This window comes from Nocardia ignorata NBRC 108230, assembly GCF_001612905.1.
In the GTDB taxonomy this organism is placed as follows: Bacteria; Actinomycetota; Actinomycetes; order Mycobacteriales; family Mycobacteriaceae; genus Nocardia; species Nocardia ignorata.
In genome coordinates, this window is record NZ_BDBI01000024.1 from 16,794 (window position 1) to 40,571 (window position 23,778).

Annotated in this window: 1 protein-coding gene; it reads left to right on the forward strand. The window is 70.4% G+C overall.

Annotated elements, in window-relative coordinates:
• Nucleotides 1-380: 380 nt before the first annotated feature.
• The gene (locus NI2_RS19485) at nt 381-23,741 is read left to right on the forward strand and encodes a non-ribosomal peptide synthase/polyketide synthase (RefSeq protein WP_067492632.1); all 23,361 of its coding nucleotides are present in this window, start codon (nt 381-383) and stop codon (nt 23,739-23,741) included.
• Nucleotides 23,742-23,778: the final 37 nt, after the last annotated feature.

Genomic DNA, 23,778 nt, shown 5'->3' on the forward strand with positions numbered 1-23,778 from the left:
TGCGGCCGGGTTGCCCGGCGCCGCCGCATTCTGGCGAATTACTCCCGAGTACGAGATTTTGACGGAATCTGGTCCGGTTTATTATCGAAACGAATACGCTTCAGTCGTCTACGGGCGCGTGTGTCGGGTGTCGGGGTTGACGATGGAGGTCGGGAGATAACCGAGTCATTGCTGGTTGTGTGGCGACGAGCTGGAATGTCGCGATCGTGTCATAGCCGATCGCACTGAATTCCGGTGTGAGCGGGCGGATTTCGGGCAGGGTGCCCGGGGTTGGCCGTCCGCGCGCCGATCCCCGACCCGGTGCGAGCCGGGGGAGTTCCGAAAGTTTTTCGCGGCTGCGTGGCGTTACCCGCGGCCGGTAGATGGAAGGCAGTGTTGCGATGACCAACCCCACTCCGGCGTGCGCGCAGATCGATCAGCTGGCGGCGCTGGTGGCGACGGTCGCGGCGATGGAACCGGCACGGACCGCCGTCGGATTCGACGGCACTTCGGTGTCCTACGCGGAGCTGGATGCCCAGCTCACACTGATGGCGGAGCTCACCGGCGGGGCGCTCGATCCCGAGACGCTCGTCCAGGTCGTGCTCGCCGAGCTGTTCCCGGGGGTTGTCGACGCGGCCGAGGGCACCTTCGGGCGGTTGCTGAACACGTTGGCCGCCGATGCGATGGCCGTGCTCGGTATCGAGACGCCCGCCGTCGGGGCGACGCTGGTCGACCGGTTCGCCGAGCAGCTGGCGCGCACTCCGGATCGGGTGGCGGTGCGGTTCGGTGACCAGACGCTGACCTATGCCGAATTCGATGCCAGGGTCCGGGTGCTGGCAGGTCGGTTGGCCGGGCTCGGCGTCGGCCCGGAGTCGCTGGTCGGGTTGGCGATGCGGCGCAGTATCGAGTTGATCGTCGCCGTGCACGCGATCGTTCGGGCGGGTGGGGCGTACGTGCCGCTGGACCCGGATCATCCGGTGGACCGGTTGCACTACGTGCTCGAGGTGGCACGACCCGTGGTGGTGGTGACGCGGATGTGCGACGAACCGGACCTGGGTGGGGCGACGGTGTTGCGCACCGACGACATCGACTGGTCCGTGGTACCGGCCGAGCTCGCGGTGAACGCGCAGGCCGGAAACACGGCGTATGTCATCTTCACCTCCGGGTCGACCGGTCGGCCCAAGGGTGTCGCGGTGACCCACGGTGCGATCGTGGCGAACCTGGACTGGCGTCAGCGCAGCTATGCGATGACCGAAGACGACGTGGTGTTGCAGAAGACCCCGTACACCTTCGACGTGTCGGTGTGGGAACTATTCTGGCCCTTGCAGATCGGTGCCCGGCTGGTGGTCGCCGAGCCGGGCAGGCACGGTGACCCCGCCTACCTGGCCGACCTGATCGCCCGGCACCGCGTGACGGTGACCCACTTCGTGCCGTCGATGCTGGCCGCCTTCGTCGGTGAGGTCGCCGAGGCCGCGACGGTCGCGGATCTGTCGTCGTTGCGGATGGTGTTCGCCTCCGGTGAGGCATTGCCCGCCGCGACCGCCGCGCGCCTGCGCAAGCTCTCCGCGACGGCCCTGCACAACCTGTACGGGCCCACCGAGGCGGCGGTCGACGTCACCGCGCACGAGGTGACCGAGGCCGACGAGGTGTCGGTGCCGATCGGTGGACCCGCCGACGACACCGGGTTGCTCGTGCTCGACGAGAACCTCGACCAGGTGCCCGCCGGGGTGGTCGGCGAGCTGTATCTGTCCGGTGTGCAGCTGGCGCGCGGCTACGTGGCTCGGCCCGGCCTGACTGCCGACCGGTTCGTCGCCAATCCTTACGGCGAGCCCGGTGAACGCATGTATCGCACGGGTGACCTCGTGCGGCAGCTGCCCGGCGGTGCCGAGCTGGAATACCTGGGGCGCACCGACTTCCAGGTGAAGTTGCGTGGGTTGCGGATCGAACTCGGTGAGATCGAGGCCGTGCTCGCGGCGCACCCGCGCGTCGGCAATGCGGCGGTGGTGCTGCACCGGCACGCGGCCGGTGAGGCGCTGGTCGGGTATGTGGTGAGTGTCGACGGGGAGCCGCTCGACGAGGCCGAGCTGGTGGCGCACGCGAAGGCGTCGATGCCGGAATACATGGTGCCCTCGCTGCTGGTTCAGTTGCCCGCGATGCCGATCAATGCGAGCGGCAAGCTGGACCGGAAAGCATTGCCCGAGCCCGACTTCCGTGTGGCCGCGGCCGAGTTCCGTGCGCCTGTGACCGCGACCGAGCGAGCGGTGGCGGCACTGTTCGCCGAACTGCTCGATGTGGAGACCGTCGGCCTGGACGACGACTTCTTCCGGCTCGGTGGCAACTCGCTGATCGCCACCCGTGCCATCGCGCGTCTGCACGCGAACTCCGGTGTGCGCGTGGATGTTCGGGACTTCTTCGACAGTCCCACTGTCGCGGTTCTCGCGTCGTTGATCGATGCGGGCTCTGCCGATGAGAGGCCGGCTCTCGTCGCGGGCCCCCGCCCCTCCGTTCTGCCCCTGTCGCCCGCGCAACAACGCATGTGGTTCCTGAACCGCTTCGACCCGGCCACCGGCGCCTACAACATCCCGATCGCGGTCCGCCTCTCCGGTGCGCTCGACCATGCGGCCTTGCGTGCGGCCGTCCACGACCTGATCGCCCGCCACGAAGTGCTGCGGACCGTCTACCCCGAGGTGGACGGGGTCGGGACGCAGGTTGTGCTCGACCCCGCCGAGGCTTACAAGCTGCTCGTCGCCGGGGACAGGGGTGGTGCTTTCGGTGGCGAAGGCGTTCGTGCGGCGCTGTTGGATCCGATCGTTGTTGCGGCGGGCGAATTGCGGGAAGTCATCGCCGGGGAGATCCTGCGCGGTTTCGATGTGACCACGGCGCCGCCGGTTCGGGTGCGGTTGTTCGAGGTCGACGGGGATCACGTGCTGGTGCTCGTGGTGCATCACATCGCCGCCGACGGGTGGTCGGCGGGACCGCTCGTGCGAGACACGATGGCCGCGTATCACGCGCGGACCGGCGGGGCGGCGCCCGCGTGGAAACCGCTGGCGGTGCAGTACGCCGATTACACGCTGTGGCAGCGGGCCGTGCTCGGTGAAGAGGACGATCCCGCTTCGCAGGCCGGGCGGGAGATCGCGTTCTGGCGGGCGGCGCTGGCCGGTCTGCCGGACGAGTCGGGGCTACCGACGGATCGGCCGCGCCCGGCGACCGCCTCGATGCGTGGGCAGCGGGTCGAGTTCAGCCTCGACCCCGAGTTGGTCACGGCACTGAATTCTGTCGCCGCCGAACGTGGTGCGACGCTGTTCATGGTGCTGCACGCCGCGCTGTCGGTGCTCATCGCCCGCCTGTCGGGCAATGCGGATGTGGCGATCGGCAGCCCGGTCGCCGGGCGCGGTGCCGCCGAACTCGACGACGTGATCGGCATGTTCGTCAACACCGCGGTGCTGCGCACCCAGGTGCGCGCCGGGGAACCGTTCGGCGACCTGCTCGGCCGCGTCCGGGCCGACGACCTGGCCGCCTTCGAGCACACCACCCTGCCCTTCGAGCGGCTCGTCGAAGTGCTGGCGCCCGCTCGTTCGGCCGGTCGGCACCCCCTGTTCCAGGTGGCGTTGTCGCTGCAGAACCTACCGGTGACCACCTTCGAACTGCCCGGCCTGCGGGCAAGCGCGGTCGACCTGCCCTACGACATCGAGAAGTTCGACCTGTCGGTGACATTGCGCACCGCCGCGGCCGATGGTCTGTCCGGCGAATTCTCCTACGCCACAGATCTGTTCGACGCGTCGACGGTCACTGCGATGGTGCGCCGGTTCACCGGTCTGCTCGCTGCGATCGCCGCCGCACCGCATACCTCGGTAGCAGACCTGCCGCTGCTGATCGATGCCGAATTCGCCGAACTCACCGCCCGTAGCGGCGGTGTCGCCGAGCCCGCACCCCTGTTGCCCGAAGTGCTGGCCCGTGCCGCCGCCGACCCGGCCGCCGTCGCCATCCGCGACGGTGACCGCATTCTCACCTACGGCGAACTCGACGCCGCCTCCACCCGCATCGCCACCCGGCTGACCGGCAACGGTGTCGGACCGGGTGATGTTGTCGCCGTGAGCATTCCGCGCTCGGCCGCGTCGGTGACCGCCGTGTGGGCCGTCATCAAGTCAGGCGCCGCCTTCCTCCCGGTCGACCCGAACTACCCGGCCGACCGCATCACCCACATGCTCGCCGACTCCGGCGCCGCCGCCGGCATCACCACCGACGAGCTCCGCGCCGACCTACCCACCGCCGTGGACTGGCTGGTTGTCGACCTCGACGCCGTGCACACGGACACGCACGCCGGTCCCGATGTCGCCGCGCCGAGGCTTGCTGAGGGCGACATCGACGGGTTCGGAGCGTCGGGTGATGCTCGTAGGCCGCATCCGCTCGACCCGGCCTATGTCATCTATACCTCCGGCACCACCGGTCTGCCCAAGGGCGTGGTGATTCCGCACGCCGCGGTGGCCGCGTATCTGCCCGTGCAGGCAGATCGGTACCGGGCTGCGGCGGACGCGCGGGTCCTGCATGTGGCGTCGCCGTCGTTCGACATCTCGGTGGCCGAGCTGCTGCTGACCGTCAGCGCGGGGGCGACCATGGTCGTCGCGCCGAACGGGGTGTTCGGTGGGGCGGAGCTGGGTGAACTGTTGCGGGTCGAGCGGGTGACCCATGTGGTCATCACGCCGTCGGCGCTCGCGACGGTCGATCCGGTGGGGCTAAACGATCTGCGGGTCGTCGTGGTCGGGGGTGAGGCGTGTCCGGCGGAGCTGGTGGCACGGTGGACGGCGGCGATCCCCGGGCTGGTGTTCCGCAACGGGTACGGGCCGACCGAAACCACGATCGTCACCAATATCAGCGAACCACTCTGCGCCACAACGCCGATCACCCTCGGCGGGCCCGTGGAGGGGACCACCGAATTGGTCCTCGACGCGCGGTTGCGCCCGGTGCCTGCCGGTGTCGTCGGTGAGCTCTACATCGCGGGCGCCCAGTTGGCACGCGGCTACCATCGTCGGCCCGCGCTGACGGCGAGCCGGTTCGTCACCAACCCGTACGGTGCCCCGGGAGAGCGGATGTACCGCACCGGTGACACCGTCCGCTGGGTGCGTCGCGGTGACTCCTACGATCTGGAATACCTGGGACGCAACGACTTCCAGGTGAAGGTGCGTGGGTTCCGGATCGAACTCGATGAGATCGACGCGGTCCTCGCCAAGCACCCGACGGTGCGTTTCGCCGTCACGATCGGGCACCGCACCGAGGCTGGTGCGACCCTGCTGGTGTCCTATGTGGTGCCGGTCCCCGAGGCCGCCGTCGACACCTCGGAGTTGCTCGCGCATTCCGCCGCGCACCTGCCCGCGCATATGGTGCCCGCCACCATCATGACTCTGGACGAGGTGCCGCTGACTCCGGTCGGCAAGCTGGATCGTTCGGCGCTGCCCGCTCCCGTGTTCGAGGTCGCCGTCTACCGCGCGCCCGTCACCCGTGCCGAACAGGTGGTCGCGGACGCTTTCGCCGAGGTCCTCGGCCTGGAACAGGTCGGGCGCGACGACGACTTCTTCGAGCTCGGCGGCAACTCGCTGCTCGCCACCCGCGTGATGGCCCGCATCGGCACCGACCTCGATATCCGCATCCCGGTGCGGCAATTGTTCGACACCGCCTCGGTCCGCGCCCTGGCCTACGCCGCCGACCGGCTGCGCGGCACGGGTGCCGGCCCGGCCCTCGTCGCGGGTGTGCGCCCCGACCCGTTGCCGCTGTCCCCGGCCCAGCAGCGCATGTGGTTCCTGAACCGCTTCGACCCCGGTTCATCCGCCGACAACATTCCGATGGCCGTGCGTCTCACCGGCGACCTCGACGTGCCCGCCCTCCGCGCAGCCCTCGTCGACGTCCTCGACCGCCACGAGGTCCTGCGCACCCGCTACCCCGAACGCGACGGCCACGCGATCGCCGAAATCCTCCCCGTCCCCGGCCTTCTGCCCGACATCCACCCCGAGGTCCTCCCCACCGACGAACTCCCCGACGCGATCCGCACCTTCGCCACGACCGGCTTCGACCTCACCACCGACGCACCCCTCCGCATCGCCCTGTTCCGCGTGCGTGACACCGGGGAAGCGCCGACCACCGGGTACGGTCCGATCGATACGTCAGCGCGCTCCGGCGAGGAACCGCTGCTTGTCGATCCCGCGAGTACCGTTGCGGCACTGCAAGGTACGGGTGTATCGACGAGCATGCCTACGATGCTCGACGGGGACGCGCCCACCGACGACGGCGTGAGGTCCGGTGCGGCGCAGGGCGGTACGGTGGAGTTCACCGCGCAGGCGCTGCTGACTGCGCAGGAGCAGTTCGGCGGAGACGCAGCGGCCGGTGTCGGTCAGATCCCCGGAGAAGCACGGGAAGCTGCTGTGTCGGTTGACGGTGCAGCGGAGTATGTGCTGGCTATCGTGCTGCATCATATTGCGGCGGACGGGTTTTCGTTCGGCCCGTTGATCCGCGATGTGCTCGCCGCGTACGGGGCGCGGGCTGTGGGGGAGGCTCCCGCGTGGGAGCCGCTGAGCGTGCAGTACGCCGATTACGCGGTGTGGCAGCATGCGGTACTCGGCACCGCCGCCGACCCCGGATCGGTGGCTGCCCAGCAGCTTTCGTACTGGCGTAAGACCCTGGACGGGCTGCCGGAGCAGTTGGAGTTGCCTGCCGACCGGCCGCGGCCTGCGGTCGCCTCGCGCAGAGGAGCGGTGCACGCGGTCGAGTTCGAGGCGGAAACGCACCGTGCGCTGGTCGAGTTCGCACGGGCGCACGGGGTGACGGTGTTCATGGCCGTGCACGCGGTATTCGCCGTGTTGTTGGCGCGTTTGTCGGCGACCACCGATATCGCCATCGGTACACCGGTGTCGGGACGTGGGCACCGCGCACTCGATGACCTGGTCGGCATGTTCGTCAACACTTTGGTACTGCGCACCGAGGTGACGCCCGCGACGCCGTTCGCCGAGCTGGTCGCGCGGGTCCGTGACACCGATCTGGCGGCGTTCGGGCACGCCGACGTGCCGTTCGAACGGCTCGTCGAAGCGCTCGACCCGGTGCGTTCCACGGCCCGCAACCCCCTGTTCCAGGTGATGCTGTCGCTGAACGAGGACACCGCGCGCGAACTCGTCCTGCCCGGCCTGAGGGTCGGTGGCGTCGACCTGCCGACCACCGTCGCCAAGTTCGATCTGGAACTCACCCTCACCGAACACCGCGACGAGAACGGCGCTCCCGCAGGGCTTTCCGGCGCGTTGATCTATGCCACCGACCTGTTCGACGCGGCAACCGTCACCGGATTCGCCACCCGCCTGCACCGCGCCCTCACCGGCGCCCTGACGGACCCCGCGCGCCCGGTCGGCGACATCGACCTCCTCGACGACGCGGAACGCACGCAACTGTTCGCCACCGGGAACTCGGTCGCTGCGACCGGTTCGGCCCTGGTAACGCAGTCGACCGACCCGGCCGCCTTGGCGGATTCCGATGCTGCCTCGGCCCTGGTAACGCAGTTGGGCAGCCACGTCGCAACCGACCGTGCCACCCCTGTGCTTGCCGCTGCCACCCTGGCATCGCTGTTCGCCGACCAGGTCGCGGCCGGCCCCGGCGCGACAGCTGTCATCCTCGACGCCGAGCCCGTGGTAGTTGCACGTGGTGCGGATCATGCGGAGACGGCGGTGGCCCTCGATGCGCAGCTCGTCGGGCCCCGCAGTGTGGATCGCACTGCGCCACCGATCGTTCCTGATGCCGGGCCCGGCCGGATGGGGGAGACTTCGGACTTCCGCCACCCCGAGCGAGGTGGGGCAGGGCAGGGCAGGGCTGGAACCCACAACGCGGTAGCGATGGGCGGTCCGGTGTCGGTGCGGCTCACGTATGCCGAGTTCGGTGCGAGGGTTGCTCGGCTGGCCCGGCATCTCATCGGGCTCGGTGCGGGGCCGGGTTCGCTGGTGGCGGTGGCCATGCGGCGTGGTGTCGATCAACTGGTGGCCGTGCATGCCGTGCTGGCGGCCGGGGCGGCGTATGTGCCGGTGGACCCGGACCATCCGGCTGACCGAACCGCGTATGTGCTCGCTGAGACGGCACCGGTGTGTGTGCTCACCGTCGCCGGGACTGGTCTCGGCGTGGGTGATTCGGTGGTCGAGGTGGACACCCTCGATCTGTCGGCACTGTCGGGCGATCCGATCACCGACGAAGAGCGCTGTGCCCCACTATGTCCCGAGAACCTCGCCTATGTGCTGTTCACCTCAGGCTCGACCGGTCGGCCCAAGGGTGTGGCGGTTCCGCACCGTGCGGTGGTCAACCAGCTGCGGTGGTTGCAAAGCGCCTATCCGCTCGGTGTCGACGACGTGGTGCTGCAGAAGACGCCGTTCACCTTCGACGCCTCGGTGTGGGAACTGTTGTGGCCCTTGCAAGTCGGTGCCCGACTGGTACTTGCCTCGCCCGACGGTCATCGCGATCCGGCGTACCTGGCCGCCGCAACGGCCCGGCACCGGGTGAGCGTGGTGCAGTACGTGCCGTCGGTGCTGACGGCTGTGATGGCGGAAACGGCCGGATCGGCAGGCGAACGGGCAGCCCGCTCGCGCTCGATGGTTTCCGGACCGGCCGATCCGGGCAGCCATGTCACCGAGGGGCAGCAGTCGCTGCGGCTGGTGTTCGCCGGTGGTGAGGCGCTGACCACCGAACTGGCGCGCACTGTCCGCGAACGCACCGGTGCCACTGTGGTGAACCTGTACGGGCCGACCGAAACCGCCATTCAGGTGACCACCCACCGGTTCGCCGACGATCAGGGCGCGACCGTGCCCATCGGTTCCCCAGTTGCCGAAACCTCGGTGTACGTGCTCGATTCGCGCCTGCACCCGGTCCCGGCCGGTGTGCCCGGCGAACTGTACGTGGCCGGTGCCCAGCTCGCCGACGGCTACCACAGCCGCGCCGACCTCACCGCCGAGCGTTTCGTCGCGAACCCGTTCGGCACCGGCGAGCGCCTCTACCGCACCGGTGACCTCGTCACCTGGCGCACCACCGCCACCGGCCCCGCCCTGCACTACCTGGGCCGCACCGATTTCCAGGTGAAACTGCGTGGCCTGCGCATCGAACCCGCCGAGATCGAAGCCGCCCTCACCACGGTCCCCGGCGTTCGCCGCGCGGCGGTCGTCGTCCGCTCGGACGACGGCAAGCCCGACCAGCTCGTCGCCTACATCGTCCGCGACAACACCGAAGCCGAACCCGTCGTGGATGCCCGATCAGCCTCTCCCTCGATCGGTGTCGGTGGCACAGTCTCGGGCGCACCCAACCGTGACGCCTGCACTCCGGCGGATCTCGACGCCGCGGTCACCGCCACCTTGCCCGCCTACATGGTGCCCGGCGCCTACGTCTTCCTCGACGTACTGCCGCTCACCGCCTCCGGCAAGCTGGACCGCCGGGCGCTGCCTGCCCCACAGGCGCGCCGCACCGGTTACCGGGAGCCCGCGACCGCGACCGAACGCATTGTCGCCGCCACCTTCGCCGGCGTTCTCGAACTGGACCGGGTGGGCGCCGACGACGACTTCTTCGCGCTCGGCGGCAACTCCCTGCTGGCCACCCAGGTGGCGGCACGCCTCGGAGCCGCGCTCGACGCGCGTGTCGCGGTCCGTGAACTGTTCGAGGCGAGCAGCGTCAGTGGCTTGGCGCAGCGTCTGGACACTCTGCGTGGCACCGGGAGCAGGCGCGGACCGGTGGCGGCTCGACGCCCGCAACGGATTCCGTTGTCGCCCGCGCAGCAGCGGATGTGGTTCCTGCACCGCTTCGACCCGCGGTCCGCCGCCTATCACATCCCCGTGGCCATCCGCCTGAGCGGCGAACTCGACGTCGCCGCCCTGCGCGGCGCCCTGGGCGACCTGGTCGCCCGGCACGAGACCCTGCGCACCACCTACCCCGAATTCGACGGTCAGGCAACGCAACTCGTGGGCGAACCGTTCGTTCCCGAGCTCACGGTCACCGACGTTGCCGCCACCGACGTGTCCGGCGCCGTCGCGCAGGTGCTGTCGGACGGTTTCGACATCACCACCGAGGTGCCGGTGCGCGTCGCCCTGCTTCGGGTGACGCCGGCCGAGCACGTGCTGGTTCTCGTCGTGCACCACATCGCCGCCGACGGCTGGTCGATGGGCCCGCTCACCCGTGACCTGGTGGCCGCCTACGCCGCCCGCGTCACTGGCAGCGCACCGCAACTGCCGCCGCTCACCGTGCACTACGCCGATTACGCGCTGTGGCAGACCGGGGGGCTCGGCAGCGTCGACGACCCGGACGCACCGCTGGCCCGCCAGCTCGGTTACTGGCGGCACCGCCTGGCCGCGCTGCCCGATGTCCTCACCCTGCCGACGGACCGTCGCAGGCCGCTGATCGCCTCGAATCGCGGGGCCACCTTCGTCACCGCCTTCGACGCGCACCTACACCGGGGGATCGAGGAATTGGCTCGGGCGCGCCGGGCGACCACGTTCATGGTGCTGCACGCGGGCCTCGCGGTGCTGTTGGCCAGGCTGTCGGCGGGGTCCGACATCGTGGTCGGCACCCCGGTGGCCGGGCGTGGTCATCGCGAACTCGACGACATCGTCGGCATGTTCGTCAACACGCTCGTCCTGCGCGCCGAGGTGCGCGGCGAAACCGGATTCGCCGACCTGCTCGACCAGGTCCGCACCGGTGACCTCGATGCCTTCGACAACGCCGACGTCCCGTTCGAAACCCTCGTCGACGCGGTGAACCCCGCACGCTCACAGGGCTATTCGCCGCTGTATCAGGTGTCGCTCGCCCTGCAGAATCAGCGGCGCGCCGCGTTCGAACTGCCCGGGCTCACCCTCTCGGGCCTCGAACTGCCGGACGCGCCGATCGAAGTCGACCTGGACTTCACCTTCGTCGACCGGTTCGGCGCCGACGGCGAGCCCGACGGCCTCGATCTCGAGCTGCGCTATGCGACGGACCTTTTCGACGCCGAGACCGTCGCGGCGATGGCCACCATGCTCGAGCTCGTGCTCCGCGCGGCCGTGCGGGCTCCGGCGACACCTGTCGGAGATCTGGAACTGCTCGCCGAACCCGCCCGCGCCGAGCTGGTGGCGGGACCGCACGGCGAGGTGGTTCCGCTCGACGAGGAGCTGAGCGAGCTCGGCATCGGTGCGCCGCTGGCCGCGCACCTGCTCGATGCGGCGGCCGCGCGCGATCCGCGGGCGGTCGCGGCCGTTTTCGAGGGCACCGAGATCACCTACGGTGTGCTCGCGGCCAGAGCCAATCGGCTGGCGCGCAGGCTGATCGGGTGCGGTGTCGGGCCGGAAACCCCGGTCGCCGTCGCTGTTCCGCGCGGGATCGAGCTGCTGGTCGTGCTGCACGGTGTGCTCGCCGCGGGTGGCGTGTACGTGCCGATCGACCCGGCTCAGCCCGCCGATCGCATCGGGCATGTATTGGCCACGGCGGCACCACGATTGGTCGTCGCGGCCGAGGCGAGCGACCTCGATCACGTGGACGCGGGCAACCGGTCCGCCACCGCCTCTGTACATTTCGCGGCCGCCTCGCGGTCCGGGTTCCCAGTGCTCACCGTCGCCCAGCTCGAGGATCCCGCGCAGGTCCCGGTGCCGGGCGCCCCGGTCACCGATGCCGAACGCCTCGCACCGCTGCTGCCGGACCATCCGGCGTATGCCCTGTTCACCTCCGGTTCCACCGGGCTGCCCAAGGGCGTGCTCATCACCCACCGGGCGGTGGTGAACGAATTGTGCTGGCTGCGTGGCGAATACGCCTTGACCGCCGAGGATCGCCTGCTGCAGCGCGCCCCGCTGACCTTCGACGTGTCGCTGTGGGAACTGCTGGCCCCGGCGTTGCTCGGCGCCACCCTGGTGCTGCTGCGCCCCGGCGGTCACCTCGACCTCGCCTATCAGGCGCGGGTACTGCGCGAACAGCGTGTCACCGTGGTCGAGCTGGTGCCGTCGGTGCTGTCGGCGATGCTCGCCGAAGGGCTGGGCGATGCCCTGCGCGGCCTGCGCATGCTGCATGTGGGTGGTGAGGAACTGCCCGCCCCGCTCGCGGCGACGGTGCTGGCCACGCTCCCCGTCGAGCTGCACAACACCTACGGGCCGACCGAGGTGGCGATCACGAGCACCTTCCAGCAGATCACGGCACCGGTCGAACAGACCGAAATGCCCATCGGCAGGCCGACCTGGAATGTGCGCGCCTATGTCCTCGACGAGCGGCTGCACCCGGTGCCCACCGGTGTGACGGGTGAGCTGTACCTGGCGGGCGCCCAGCTGGCCCGTGGCTACCTGGGGCGGCCGGATCTGACCGCCGATCGTTTCGTCGCCGACCCGTTCGGCGCGAATGGTACCCGCATGTACCGCACCGGCGACATGGTCCGCCGCGATCGCCACGGAGCCCTGATCTATCTGGGTCGCAACGACTTCCAGGTGAAGATCCGAGGCCTGCGGATCGAGCTGGGTGAGATCGAAGCCGCCCTCGGCGACGCACCCGGCGTCACCCACGCGACGGTTCTGCCCGCCACCGACGACGCGGGCCGCCAGTGCCTGGTCGGCTATGTGGCCGGCGCGGTCGACGCCGCGAATGTGCGCGATCATGTGGCGAGCCGGGTGCCCGCCTACATGGTTCCCACGCATTTCGTCGTGCTGGACACGGTGCCGCTGAACTCGGCGGGCAAGCTCGACCGTGCCGCGCTGCCCGCTGCCGATCTGTCGGTCACCACCGCCTACGTGGCGCCACGTCCCGGCGCCCAGACCACGCTCGCCGAGGTGATCGCCGATCTGCTGGGCGTGGCCCGCATCGGCGCCGCCGACGACTTCTTCGCCGTCGGCGGCAACTCGCTGCTGGCCATGCGGCTGGTCGCCCGCGCCAACGCGGCGCTCGGCAGCGCCCTCGACGTGCGCGACGTGTTCGAGGCACCGACCGTAGCCCGGCTGGCCGAACGCGCCACTGCCGGCGAACAGCTGCCGCAGCTGGCCGCAGTACACCCGCGCCCCGACCGAATCCCGTTGTCGCTGGCCCAGACTCGCCTCTGGCTGCTGAACCGCATCGACCCCGACTCGGCCGTCTACACCCTGCCCATCGCCCTGCGCCTCACCGGTGCCCTCGACATCGCCGCCCTGTGGGCCGCCCTCGCCGACGTCCTCGCCCGCCACGAGGCCCTGCGCACCGTCTTCCCCGAAGACGCGGACGGTCCCATCCAGGTGGTCCTTCCGGTCGACCAGGCCCTACCCGGCGCGGTACTCGAAGAGGTCCCCGAGTCGGCCCTGACCGCCGCGGTCCGCGCCGTCGTCGGCGCAGGCTTCGACCTCACCACCCAGCCGCCCGTGCGCGCGGCCCTCCTGCGCCCGATCGCGGCGTCGCCGCTCTCGACAGACGGTTCCGCGCGGGACCGTGAGCATGTCTTCGTGCTGGCCGTGCACCACATCGCCGCTGACGGTGTGTCCATCACGCCGTTGGCGCGGGATCTGATCGCCGCGTATGCCGCGCGGACGGCGGGGGTCGCGCCGCAGTGGGAGCCGTTGCCGGTGCAGTACCCGGACTTCACGCTGTGGCAGCGTGAAGTCCTCGGTGAAGCCGAGGATCCGCAGTCGCGCCTGGCACGGCAGCTGGCGCACTGGCGTGACGAATTGGCCGGGCTGGCACCGGCTCTGGAGTTGGCGACGGATCGGCCGCGTCCCGCTGTGCGCGTCGGGGAGGGCGCCGCCGTCGGGTTCGATGTGCCCACCGAGGTCGTCGCCGGGATCGAGGCGCTGGCCCGCAGGCACGGGGTGTCCACGTTCATGGTGGTGCACGCGGCGTTCGCGGTACTGCTGGCCAGGCACGGTGCGGGCGGCGATATCGCGATCGGCACTCCGGTCGCGGGACGAGCCGATGCGGCGCTCGACGACCTCGTCGGCATGTTCGTCAACACCCTGGTCCTGCGCACCCCGGTGGACGCGGGAGCGGCGTTCGCCGACCTGCTCGCCACCGTGCGTGCGGCCGACCTGCGCGCCTTCGCGCACGCGGACCTGCCGTTCGAACGACTCGTCGACGAACTCAACCCGGTGCGCTCCACCTCGTACGCGCCGATCGTGCAGGTGATGCTCGCGTTCGAGCACCGCGACGACACCACCGTCGAACTGCCCGGTTTGCGGATCGACGAATTCGCGCTGCCCGCGGCGACCACACAGTTCGACCTGTCGCTCGCCGTCAACGAAATCGCCGGTGCCAGTGGCGAACCGGGGATGCGTGGATGGCTGCGATACGCCACCGACCTGTTCGACGCCGAGACCGTCGCCGCCTTCGGCGCGCGGTTCGTCCGGGTGCTGCGCGCCGTGGTCGCGGACGACACGGCGATCATCGGTGAGATCGACCTGCTCGACGACACCGACCGGGCCCAGCTCGCGGCCTGGAACTCCACCCACGCACCTCTGGACACCGACGCCACGCTCGTATCCCTGTTCGCCGAACAGGCCCTTCGCACCCCGGACACCATCGCCCTCGAATTCGAGGGGCAGCGAATCACCTACGGCGAGTTCGCTGTTCGTGTGGCTCGTCTGGCGCGCTGGCTGATCGCGGAGCGGGTGGGGCCCGGCGCCATCGTGGGTGTCGGGCTGCGGCGCGGAATCGATCTGCTCGTCGCGCTCTACGCGGTGCAGGCGGCGGGTGCGGCGTACCTGCCGCTCGACCCCGACCACCCGGCCGAGCGGATCGCCGATGTGCTCGCCACCGCGGCACCGGTCTGCGTCCTCGCCGCATCCGGCTTCCCCGAAACCGATACGCGCACCATCGCTCCCGGCGAACTCGACCTCGGCGGTTTCGACGCCCACCCGGTGACCGATGCCGAGCGTCTCCGCCCGTTGCGCGGCGCCGATCTGGCGTATGTGCTGTTCACGTCCGGATCGACCGGGAAGCCGAAGGGTGTGGCGGTGAGCCACACCGCCATCGTCAACCGTCTGGTCTGGATGCAGGGCACCTACGGGCTCACGCCGGCCGACACCGTGTTGCAGAAGACGCCGATCACCTTCGATGTGTCGGTGTGGGAACTGTTCTGGCCGTTGCAGATCGGTGCCACCCTGGTGATCGCCCGCCCCGACGGGCACCGTGACCCCGCCTACCTGGCCGAGGTCATCACCCGCACCGGAGTGGGTGTGGCGCACTTCGTTCCGTCGATGCTCGCCGCGTTCCTCGCCGAACCCCGCTCCGCCGACTGTGCGTCGCTGCGTCAGGTCTTCGCCTCCGGTGAGGCACTGCCCGCCGCCGATGCGCAGCGCCTGCGCGCGCTGATTCCCGGTGTGGCCGTGCACAACCTGTACGGCCCGACCGAGGCCGCCGTCGACGTCACCTTCCACGAGGTCACCGACGCCGACACCGTGACCGTGCCGATCGGGACGCCTGTCGCCAACACCGCCCTGCACGTCCTCGACGCCCGCCTGCGCCCCGTGCCCGTCGGCACACCCGGCGAGCTCTACCTCGCCGGTGTGCAGCTGGCCCGTGGCTACCTCGGCCGCCCGGACCTGTCGGCCGACCGCTTCGTCGCCAACCCCTACGGCGCCCCCGGCGAACGCATGTACCGCACCGGCGACCTCGTCGTACGCGCTCGCACGGGCGAACTGGAATACCTGGGCCGCACCGACTTCCAGGTCAAGCTGCGCGGCCTGCGGATCGAACTCGGCGAGATCGAGGCCGTGCTCGGCGGCATCGACACTGTCGACCGCGCCGTGGTGACCGTCCGCGACGACGGCACCGGCCCCTACCTCACCGCCTACCTGGTCCCGTCGCGCGAACAGCACCCGACGGCCTCGGCCGCAGCGCGCGGCCAGGAGTCGCCCGGACGGACGCCCCGCACCGGCCTCGCCGACGCCGGTGCGGATATGTCAGGGGACGCGAGTGGTGAGAGCGCAGGCATCGTCGCAGCGACCCGTGCCGGAAATTCGCCGTCAGGGGTGGATGCGCAGGTTGGTTCGCGCCCTGCCGGTTCGTCCGGGAACGCGTCGGCCGGCGACGACATCGCTCCCGATATCGACCTCGCGGGCGTGAAAGCCCGGCTGCAGGAGTCGCTGCCGGCCTATATGGTGCCGAGCGCGTTCGTGATCCTCGAGTCGCTGCCGGTGAACGCCTCGGGCAAGCTCGATCGCCGGGCGCTGCCCGCCCCCGAGCTGACCGCGCGCGAGTTCCGTGCTCCCGCAACGGCAACGGAGGTGTTGGTGGCCGGGATCGTCGGGGAGGTACTCGGGATCGACAAGGTCGGTGCCGACGACGACTTCTTCGATCTCGGTGGCAACTCACTGATCGCCACCCGGGTCGCGGCGCGGCTCGGGGCAGCGCTGGACCGGCGGGTGCCGGTGGCCCGCATCTTCGAAGCGCCGGTCGTGGCCGCGCTGGCCACCGCGCTCGATACCGAGGCGGGCCCGTCCCGGCTCGCGCTGACGGCGGGGGAGCGGCCCGCCGTGGTTCCGCTCTCTCCTGCCCAGCAGCGCATGTGGTTCCTCAACCGGTTCGATCCGGATTCGGTGGGCTACAACGTGCCCATCGCCGTCCGTTTGCGCGGTGTGCTCGACACCGACGCGTTGGCTGCCGCCGTCGACGATCTGGTCGACCGGCACGAAATACTGCGCACGTACTACCCGGAGACCGCCGACGGTCCCGTGCAGAAGATCCTGTCGGCCGCGGCAGCCGGTGTCGCACTGGAGATCCACGACACCACCGCGAACCAGGTGCGTGGTGCGGTGACGAAGCTGGCGGCGACCACCTTCGACGTGACCGCCGGGGTCCCGTGGCGGGTCGTGCTGTACCGCCTCGACGCCGACGACGCGGTGCTGGCGCTGGTCGTGCACCACATCAGCGCCGACGGGTCGTCGGTGCCGCCGCTCGTGCGCGACCTGATGACCGCCTACCTCGCCCGTCGCGACGGCACCGCCCCCGCGTGGCCGCCGCTGCCGGTGCAGTACGCGGACTACGCGCTGTGGCAGCGGGCGGTGCTCGGCGACGAGACCGACCCCGCCTCCGTGGCCGCCCGCCAGCTCGACTTCTGGCGCACCGAACTCGCCGGTGTGCCCGACGAACTCGCGCTGCCCCTCGACCGGCCACGTCCGGCTGTGCGAACCCTGGCCGGCGGCACCGTGCCGGTCACTCTCGACGCCGCCACCCACGCCGGGCTCACCGAGCTGGCTCGCGAGTGCGGTTCCACGCTGTTCATGGTGGTGCACACCGCCTTCGCCGCCCTGCTCGGACGGCTGTCGAACAGCACCGACGTGACCGTCGGTACCCCTGTCGCCGGGCGCGGTGAGGCCGCGCTCGAAGATCTCGTCGGCATGTTCGTGAACACACTGGTGTTCCGCACCCGGCTGCGGCCGGGAGAATCGTTCCGCCAGTTGTTGATCCGGCAGCGCGCCACCGACCTCGCGGTGTTCGCCAATGCCGATGTGCCGTTCGAACGGCTCGTGGAGGTGCTCGACCCGGCGCGTTCCACTGCCCGGCACCCCCTGTTCCAGGTGGGCTTCTCCTTCCAGAACTTCGAACGCGCCGAACTCGAACTGCCCGGCATCACCGTGTCGGGCCTGGACACCGACGGGGAGCTGTCGCAGTTCGATCTGCACCTGATCGTCAGCGACGACTACACGAACAACGGTGCCGCAGCCGGCGTTTCGGGCGTACTCACCTACGCCACCGACGTGTTCGACCCCGAAACCGCCGCCGCCGTCGTCACCCGCCTGGAACGGCTGCTCACCGCCGTCGCTGCGGCACCGCAGACTCCTGTGGACGCCATCGACGTGCTCGATGCCGAGGAGCGCACCCGCATCCTCGACCACTGGAACGACACCGACCACGAGATCGACCGCACGGTAACCCTTCTCGCGCCGTACCGTCACCAGGTCGCCACGCGCCCCGACGCGACGGCCCTGATCTTCGAGGGCGAACACCTCACCTACGGCGAACTCGACGCCCGGGTCAACCGCCTGGCCCGCCACCTCGTCACCGACGGCGTCGGCCCCGATACCCTGGTCGCCCTGGCCATGCGCCGCTCGGTCGACCTGGTCGTCGCCATGTACGCGGTCCTCACCGCAGGCGCCGCCTACGTCCCGATCGATCCCGACCACCCCGCCGACCGCATCACCCAGATCCTCACCACCGCCCGTCCCCACATGGTCCTCACGACCAGCCGCGACCGCTTCGACATCGGCGCCATGTCCGGTGCCGACCGTTCGGACGTAGTGCCGGGTCCCTCCAGTCCCTCGGGGGAAGCGAAAGGTGGTTCCTCGATCGACGGCCACGCCGCATCGTCGGCAGGTGCGGCGGGTATTCCCGTCGTTCGCATCGACCGACTCGACCTGGATCGTTACCCGGCACACACCGTCGGTGACGCGGAACGACCTGCACCGCTGCGGGATTCGAACCTGGCCTATGTCCTGTTCACCTCCGGCTCGACCGGGCGGCCCAAGGGTGTGGCGATGAGTCGTGCCGGCGTGCGCAATCAGGTGGCGTGGATGATCGAGCAGTACCGCCTCGGGGCAGGGGATGTGTACCTGCAGAAGTCGGCCGCGACCTTCGATCTGTCGGTGTGGGGGTACTTCGTGCCGCTCGCGGCGGGGGCAACGCTCGTGCTGGCCGCACCCGACGGGCAGCGTGACCCGCTGTATCTCGCGGAACTGGTCGCGCGCCAGCGCATCACGGTGGCGGACTTCGTGCCGTCGATGCTGAGTATGTTCGCCGCGCACGCGGAAGCCGAGCAGCTCAGCAGCTTGCGCCTGGTGCTCGCCATCGGCGAGGCGCTCATCCCGGATACGGTCGCCGCCTTCCGGGCGAAATCCGATGCGGCACTGCACAACCTGTACGGACCGACCGAAGCGGCCGTTTCCGTGACCGCCTGGCCCGCCGACGACGCGACCGGGCCGACCGTGCCGATCGGGGTGCCCGAATGGAACACCCGCGTCTACGTGCTCGACGACCGGCTGCGCCCCGTAGCACCGGGTGTGGCGGGCGAGCTGTACCTCGCGGGCGACCAGCTGGCGCGCGGCTACCTCGGCCGCCCGGACCTGACCGCCGACCGGTTCGTCGCCGACCCGTTCACCGCGCCCGGCGAACGCATGTACCGCACCGGCGACCTCGTGCGCTGGACCCGCGACGGTGTGCTCGTCTACCTCGACCGGCGCGACTTCCAAGTGAAATTCCGTGGTCAGCGCATCGAACTCGGTGACATCGAAGCGGCGCTGCGGGCCGTGCCCGGCGTGCGTCAGGCCGCGGCTGTCGTGTCGCCGAGCCCGACGGGCGACCGCCTCGTCGGTTACGCGGTGCCGCAGCCGGGCGCCGAGCTGGACCCGGCGTCCCTGCGCACAGCCGTCGGGGGTGCCCTGCCGTCGTACATGGTTCCGTCGGTCGTCGTGGTGCTGGACGCCTTCCCGCTCAACACCTCCGGCAAGCTCGACCGGGCCGCACTGCCGACACCGGAGTTCGTCGCCCGCCCCTTCCGTGCCCCGATCACCCCAGTACAGCGGGCCGTGGCCCAGGTGTTCGCCGAAGTGCTCGGCCGCGAGCAGGTTGGTCTGGACGACGACTTCTTCGAACTCGGCGGCAACTCGCTCATCGCCACCCGCGTCGCCGCGCGCCTCGGCGCGGCACTGTCCACCCGGGTGCCGGTGCGCACCCTTTTCGAGGCGACCGCCGTCGCCGCACTGGCCGAGCTGCTCGCCGGCCAGGCGGGCAGCGGCGCGGGCATCGCACTGGTTGCGGGCCCACGCCCGCAACGGATTCCGCTGTCGGCAGCACAGCAGCGCATGTGGCTGCTCAACCGCCTCGACCCGGAATCGGCCGCCTACAACATCCCGATCGCGGTGCGGCTCACCGGCAATGTCGACGCCGACGCCCTGGCCGCCGCCGTCACCGATGTGCTCGAGCGGCACGAGGTACTGCGCACCGCCTACCCGGCCGTCGACGGCATCGGCCACCAGGCGGTGTGGGAGTTCGTACCCGCCCCGGTGGTCGAAACCGTCGATCCGATCGCGGTGCCCTCGATCGTGGCCGCCGAGATCGGCAGGGGATTCGACGTCACCGTCGCCCCGCCCGTGCGGGTGCGCGTATTGCGTTGCGCCGCCGACGAAGTGGTGCTGGTCGTGGTGATCCACCACATCAGCGCCGACGGCTTCTCCGCCGGACCGCTGCTGCGCGACACCACCGCTGCGTACCTGGCACGTCGCGCGGGCACCGCACCGGACTGGGCACCGCTGGCGATCCAATACGCCGACTACACCCTGTGGCAGCGCTCCGTGCTCGGCGACGAGCACGACCCCGAATCCCTGGCCGCCCGTCAGGTGCGATTCTGGCGCACCGAACTCGACGGGCTCGCCCCGCTGCTCGAACTGCCCACCGACCGGCCGCGCCCCGCCGTCGCCTCTCAGCGCGGCGCGAGCGTGGAAACGGTTGTTCCGCAGGAAGTCTGGCAGCGTGTCGCAACAGTGGCGCGGCGGGCGGACGCGAGTGAGTTCATGGTCGCGCACGCGGCACTTGCCGTACTGCTGGCCCGGCTCAGCGGGTCGGCCGACATCGCCATCGGCACCCCCGTCGCCGGACGCGGTGCCGCCGCGCTCGACGACCTGGTCGGCATGTTCGTCAACACCCTCGTCCTGCGCACCGGTGTCGACCCGGCCGCCTCCTTCACCGCACTGCTGAAGGACGCCAGGCGGGTCGACCTCGACGCGTTCGACAATGCCGATGTGCCCTTCGAACGCCTGGTCGACGTACTCGACCCGGTTCGTTCGGCCGGACACAGCCCCCTGTTCCAGGTGATGCTCGCCTTCCAGAACCTGGGCGCCACACCCACCGAGGTAGTGCTGCCGGATCTCACCGTCACCGCCCTCGACGCCGACGCCGCGGTCGCCAAGTTCGACCTCGACCTCGTCCTGTCGGGCACCGACGACGGCCACTGCTCGGTGCAACTCACCTACGCCACCGACCTGTTCGACGCCACCACCGCACACCGGATGGCCGAGGCGTACGTGCGGATCCTCGACGCTGTCACCGCCGACCCGGACATCGCCGTCGGTGATGTCGACCTGCTCACCGACGCCGACCACCGGATGCTCGAAAGCTGGTGCGACACCGACCATCCGCTCGCACCGGAGACATTGGTCGACGGCTTCTACCGGCAGGTAGGCGCGACCCCCGCGGCCATCGCGTTCGTCGACGAGACGACCACCCTCACCTATGGCGAATTCGCGGACCGGGTGAACCGGCTCGCCCGGTACCTCCTCACGCTCGGCGTCGGCCCCGACACCGCCGTGGCGGTGGCGGCGCGCCGTTCGACGGAACTGCTGGTCGGGCTGTACGCGGTGATCGTCGCCGGTGGCACCTATGTGCCGATCGACCCCGACCATCCGGCCGAACGCATCGCCCGCGTCCTCGACATCGCCCGTCCCGCCTGCCTTCTCACCACCTCGCGCGACCGGGCCGACCTGCCGACCTCGGTGGGCCGGGGAATCGACGTGGTCGTGCTCGACGAGATCGAGACGGCAGAACTCTCCGGGCTACCCGTCGACGACGCCGAGCGCACCCACCCGCTGCGCCCCGAACACACCGCGTACGTGATCTTCACCTCCGGATCCACCGGTCTGCCCAAGGGCGTCGGGGTGCCGCATCGCGCGATCGTCAACCAACTCGACTGGATGGCACAGGAATTCGGCTTCACCGCCGATGACACGGTGCTGCACAAGACACCGACCACCTTCGACGCCTCGATCTGGGAACTGTTCCTCGGTCCCCGCGTCGGCGCCCGCACCGTCATCGCCCGCCCCGGCGGCCACGGCGACCCGGCCTACCTGGCCGCCCTCATCGCCGAACACCGCGTCGACACAGCGCAATTCGCGCCGACCCTGTTGGCCGCCTACCTCGCGCAGATCGACGGCGGAGTAGAGGTGGTCTCGCTGCGGCGGATCTTCGCCGGTGGTGAAGCGCTGCCCGCCGCGCTCGCCCAGCAGGTTCGGGCGGTGACCGGGGCCGAGGTCGTGAACCTCTACGGACCCACCGAGACCGCCGTGCAGGTGAGCACCCACGTCGTCACCGACGACGACACCGTCACGGTGCCGATCGGCACACCGGTGTGGAACACCGGGCTGTACGTGCTCGACGCCCGACTGCGTCCCGTGCCGCCCGGTGTGGTCGGCGAGCTGTACGTCGGCGGTGCCCAACTCGCCCACGGCTACGTGGGAGCAGGCGCACTGACGGCCGAACGGTTCGTCCCCGATCCGTTCGCAGCGGCGGGCTCTCGCATGTACCGCACCGGTGACCTCGTCCGCTTGCGCGGCGAAAAGGCCGCATTGGAATACGTGGGCCGCTCCGATCTGCAGGTGAAGCTCAACGGTCAGCGCATCGAGCTCGGCGAGGTCGAAGCCGTGTTGGCACGGCAACCGGGTGTCGCGCAGGCCGCGGCCGCCGTGGTGCCGGGTACGGGCGCCGACCGGCTCGTCGGGTACGTCGTTCCCGCACGCTGGCGAAGCTCCGTCGGCTCGTCCGAGGATGTCACCACTCCCGGAACTGTTGTCGCCCAGAGCGTCTCGGGGCTCGACACAGCGTCCCTCCGGTCGGTGCTGGCCGACGAACTGCCCGGCTACCTCGTGCCGTCGGTGATCGTCGAACTCGACGACTTCCCGGTGAACACCTCGGGCAAGCTCGATCGCGGCGCCCTCCCGGTCCCGAGCCTGCGCCAGGCCACCTATCGGGCACCCGTGACCGAGACCGAACAGCGGGTCGCCGCCGAATTCGCCAGGGTCCTCGACCTGGACCGAATCGGCATGGACGACAACTTCTTCGACCTCGGCGGCAACTCGCTCACCGCGGTCCAGCTGGCCTCGCGACTGAGCGAAACCCTCGGCACCCCGGTGCCGGTGGCCTGGTTCTTCACCGACCCGACCCCGGCCGTCGTCGTCGAACGCTTGCGCGGCGACGACGCGCAGGGCGACGCCTTCGCCGTCCTGCTGCCGCTGCGCACCGGCGGCACCGGGGCACCGCTGTTCTGCGTCCATCCCGTCGGCGGCCTGTCCTGGTCGTTCGCCGGCCTGACCCGCCACCTCGACCCGCAACGCCCCGTCTACGGTCTGCAATCACCCGCGCTGACCGCCGACGAACCGCTGCCCGACAGCATCGACGCCTGGGCGCGGCGCTACATCGACGCCATCCGGTCGGTGCAGCCCGAAGGGCCGTACCACCTGCTCGGCTGGTCGCTCGGCGGTTTGCTCGCGCACGCGGTCGCCACCGGTCTGCGAGCCGAGGGCGAACAGGTCGCGCGACTGGCCATGATGGACAGCTGGCTCGGCGACGGACCCGAGCAGACCCCGGCCCCGACGGTCGGCGACCTGCTCGGCGGCCTGGCGGGCGAGGACCTCGACTTCGGCATCGACGGACTCACCGCCGCCGCCGCGAACCTCGGCGGACCGCTCGCCGGACTCGACCGCGCCCGCATCGCCCGCATCATCGACGCCGCACAGGCCTCGATGAGCATGGTCGACGACTACCGTCCCCGCCGCTTCGACGGTGACCTCGTCTACTTCGCGGCCACCGTCGACGACCCGACCGGCACACACGGAGCCGCCACCTGGGCGCCGGTCGTCGACGGCGCCGTGATCTGTCACCGCATCGAGGCCACCCACTGGGCGATGGCGAACGAGCACGCGCTCGCCCGCATCGCGCAGGTCCTCGACGCACCCGGCCGTGGTGAACCGGCGCCGCGGCCACGGGCGACGACGAGGGTCGATGCACGGGCGGGGGCGGGCGGCGCATAGAATCGCTGAGCCGGCCGTCGTGCCTGCAGCCTGCTCC

Excerpts from the sequence above, each read along its gene's own strand:
- NI2_RS19485 (WP_067492632.1), top strand. The coding sequence starts at position 381 with ATGACCAACCCCACTCCGGCGTGCGCGCAGATCGATCAGCTGGCGGCG.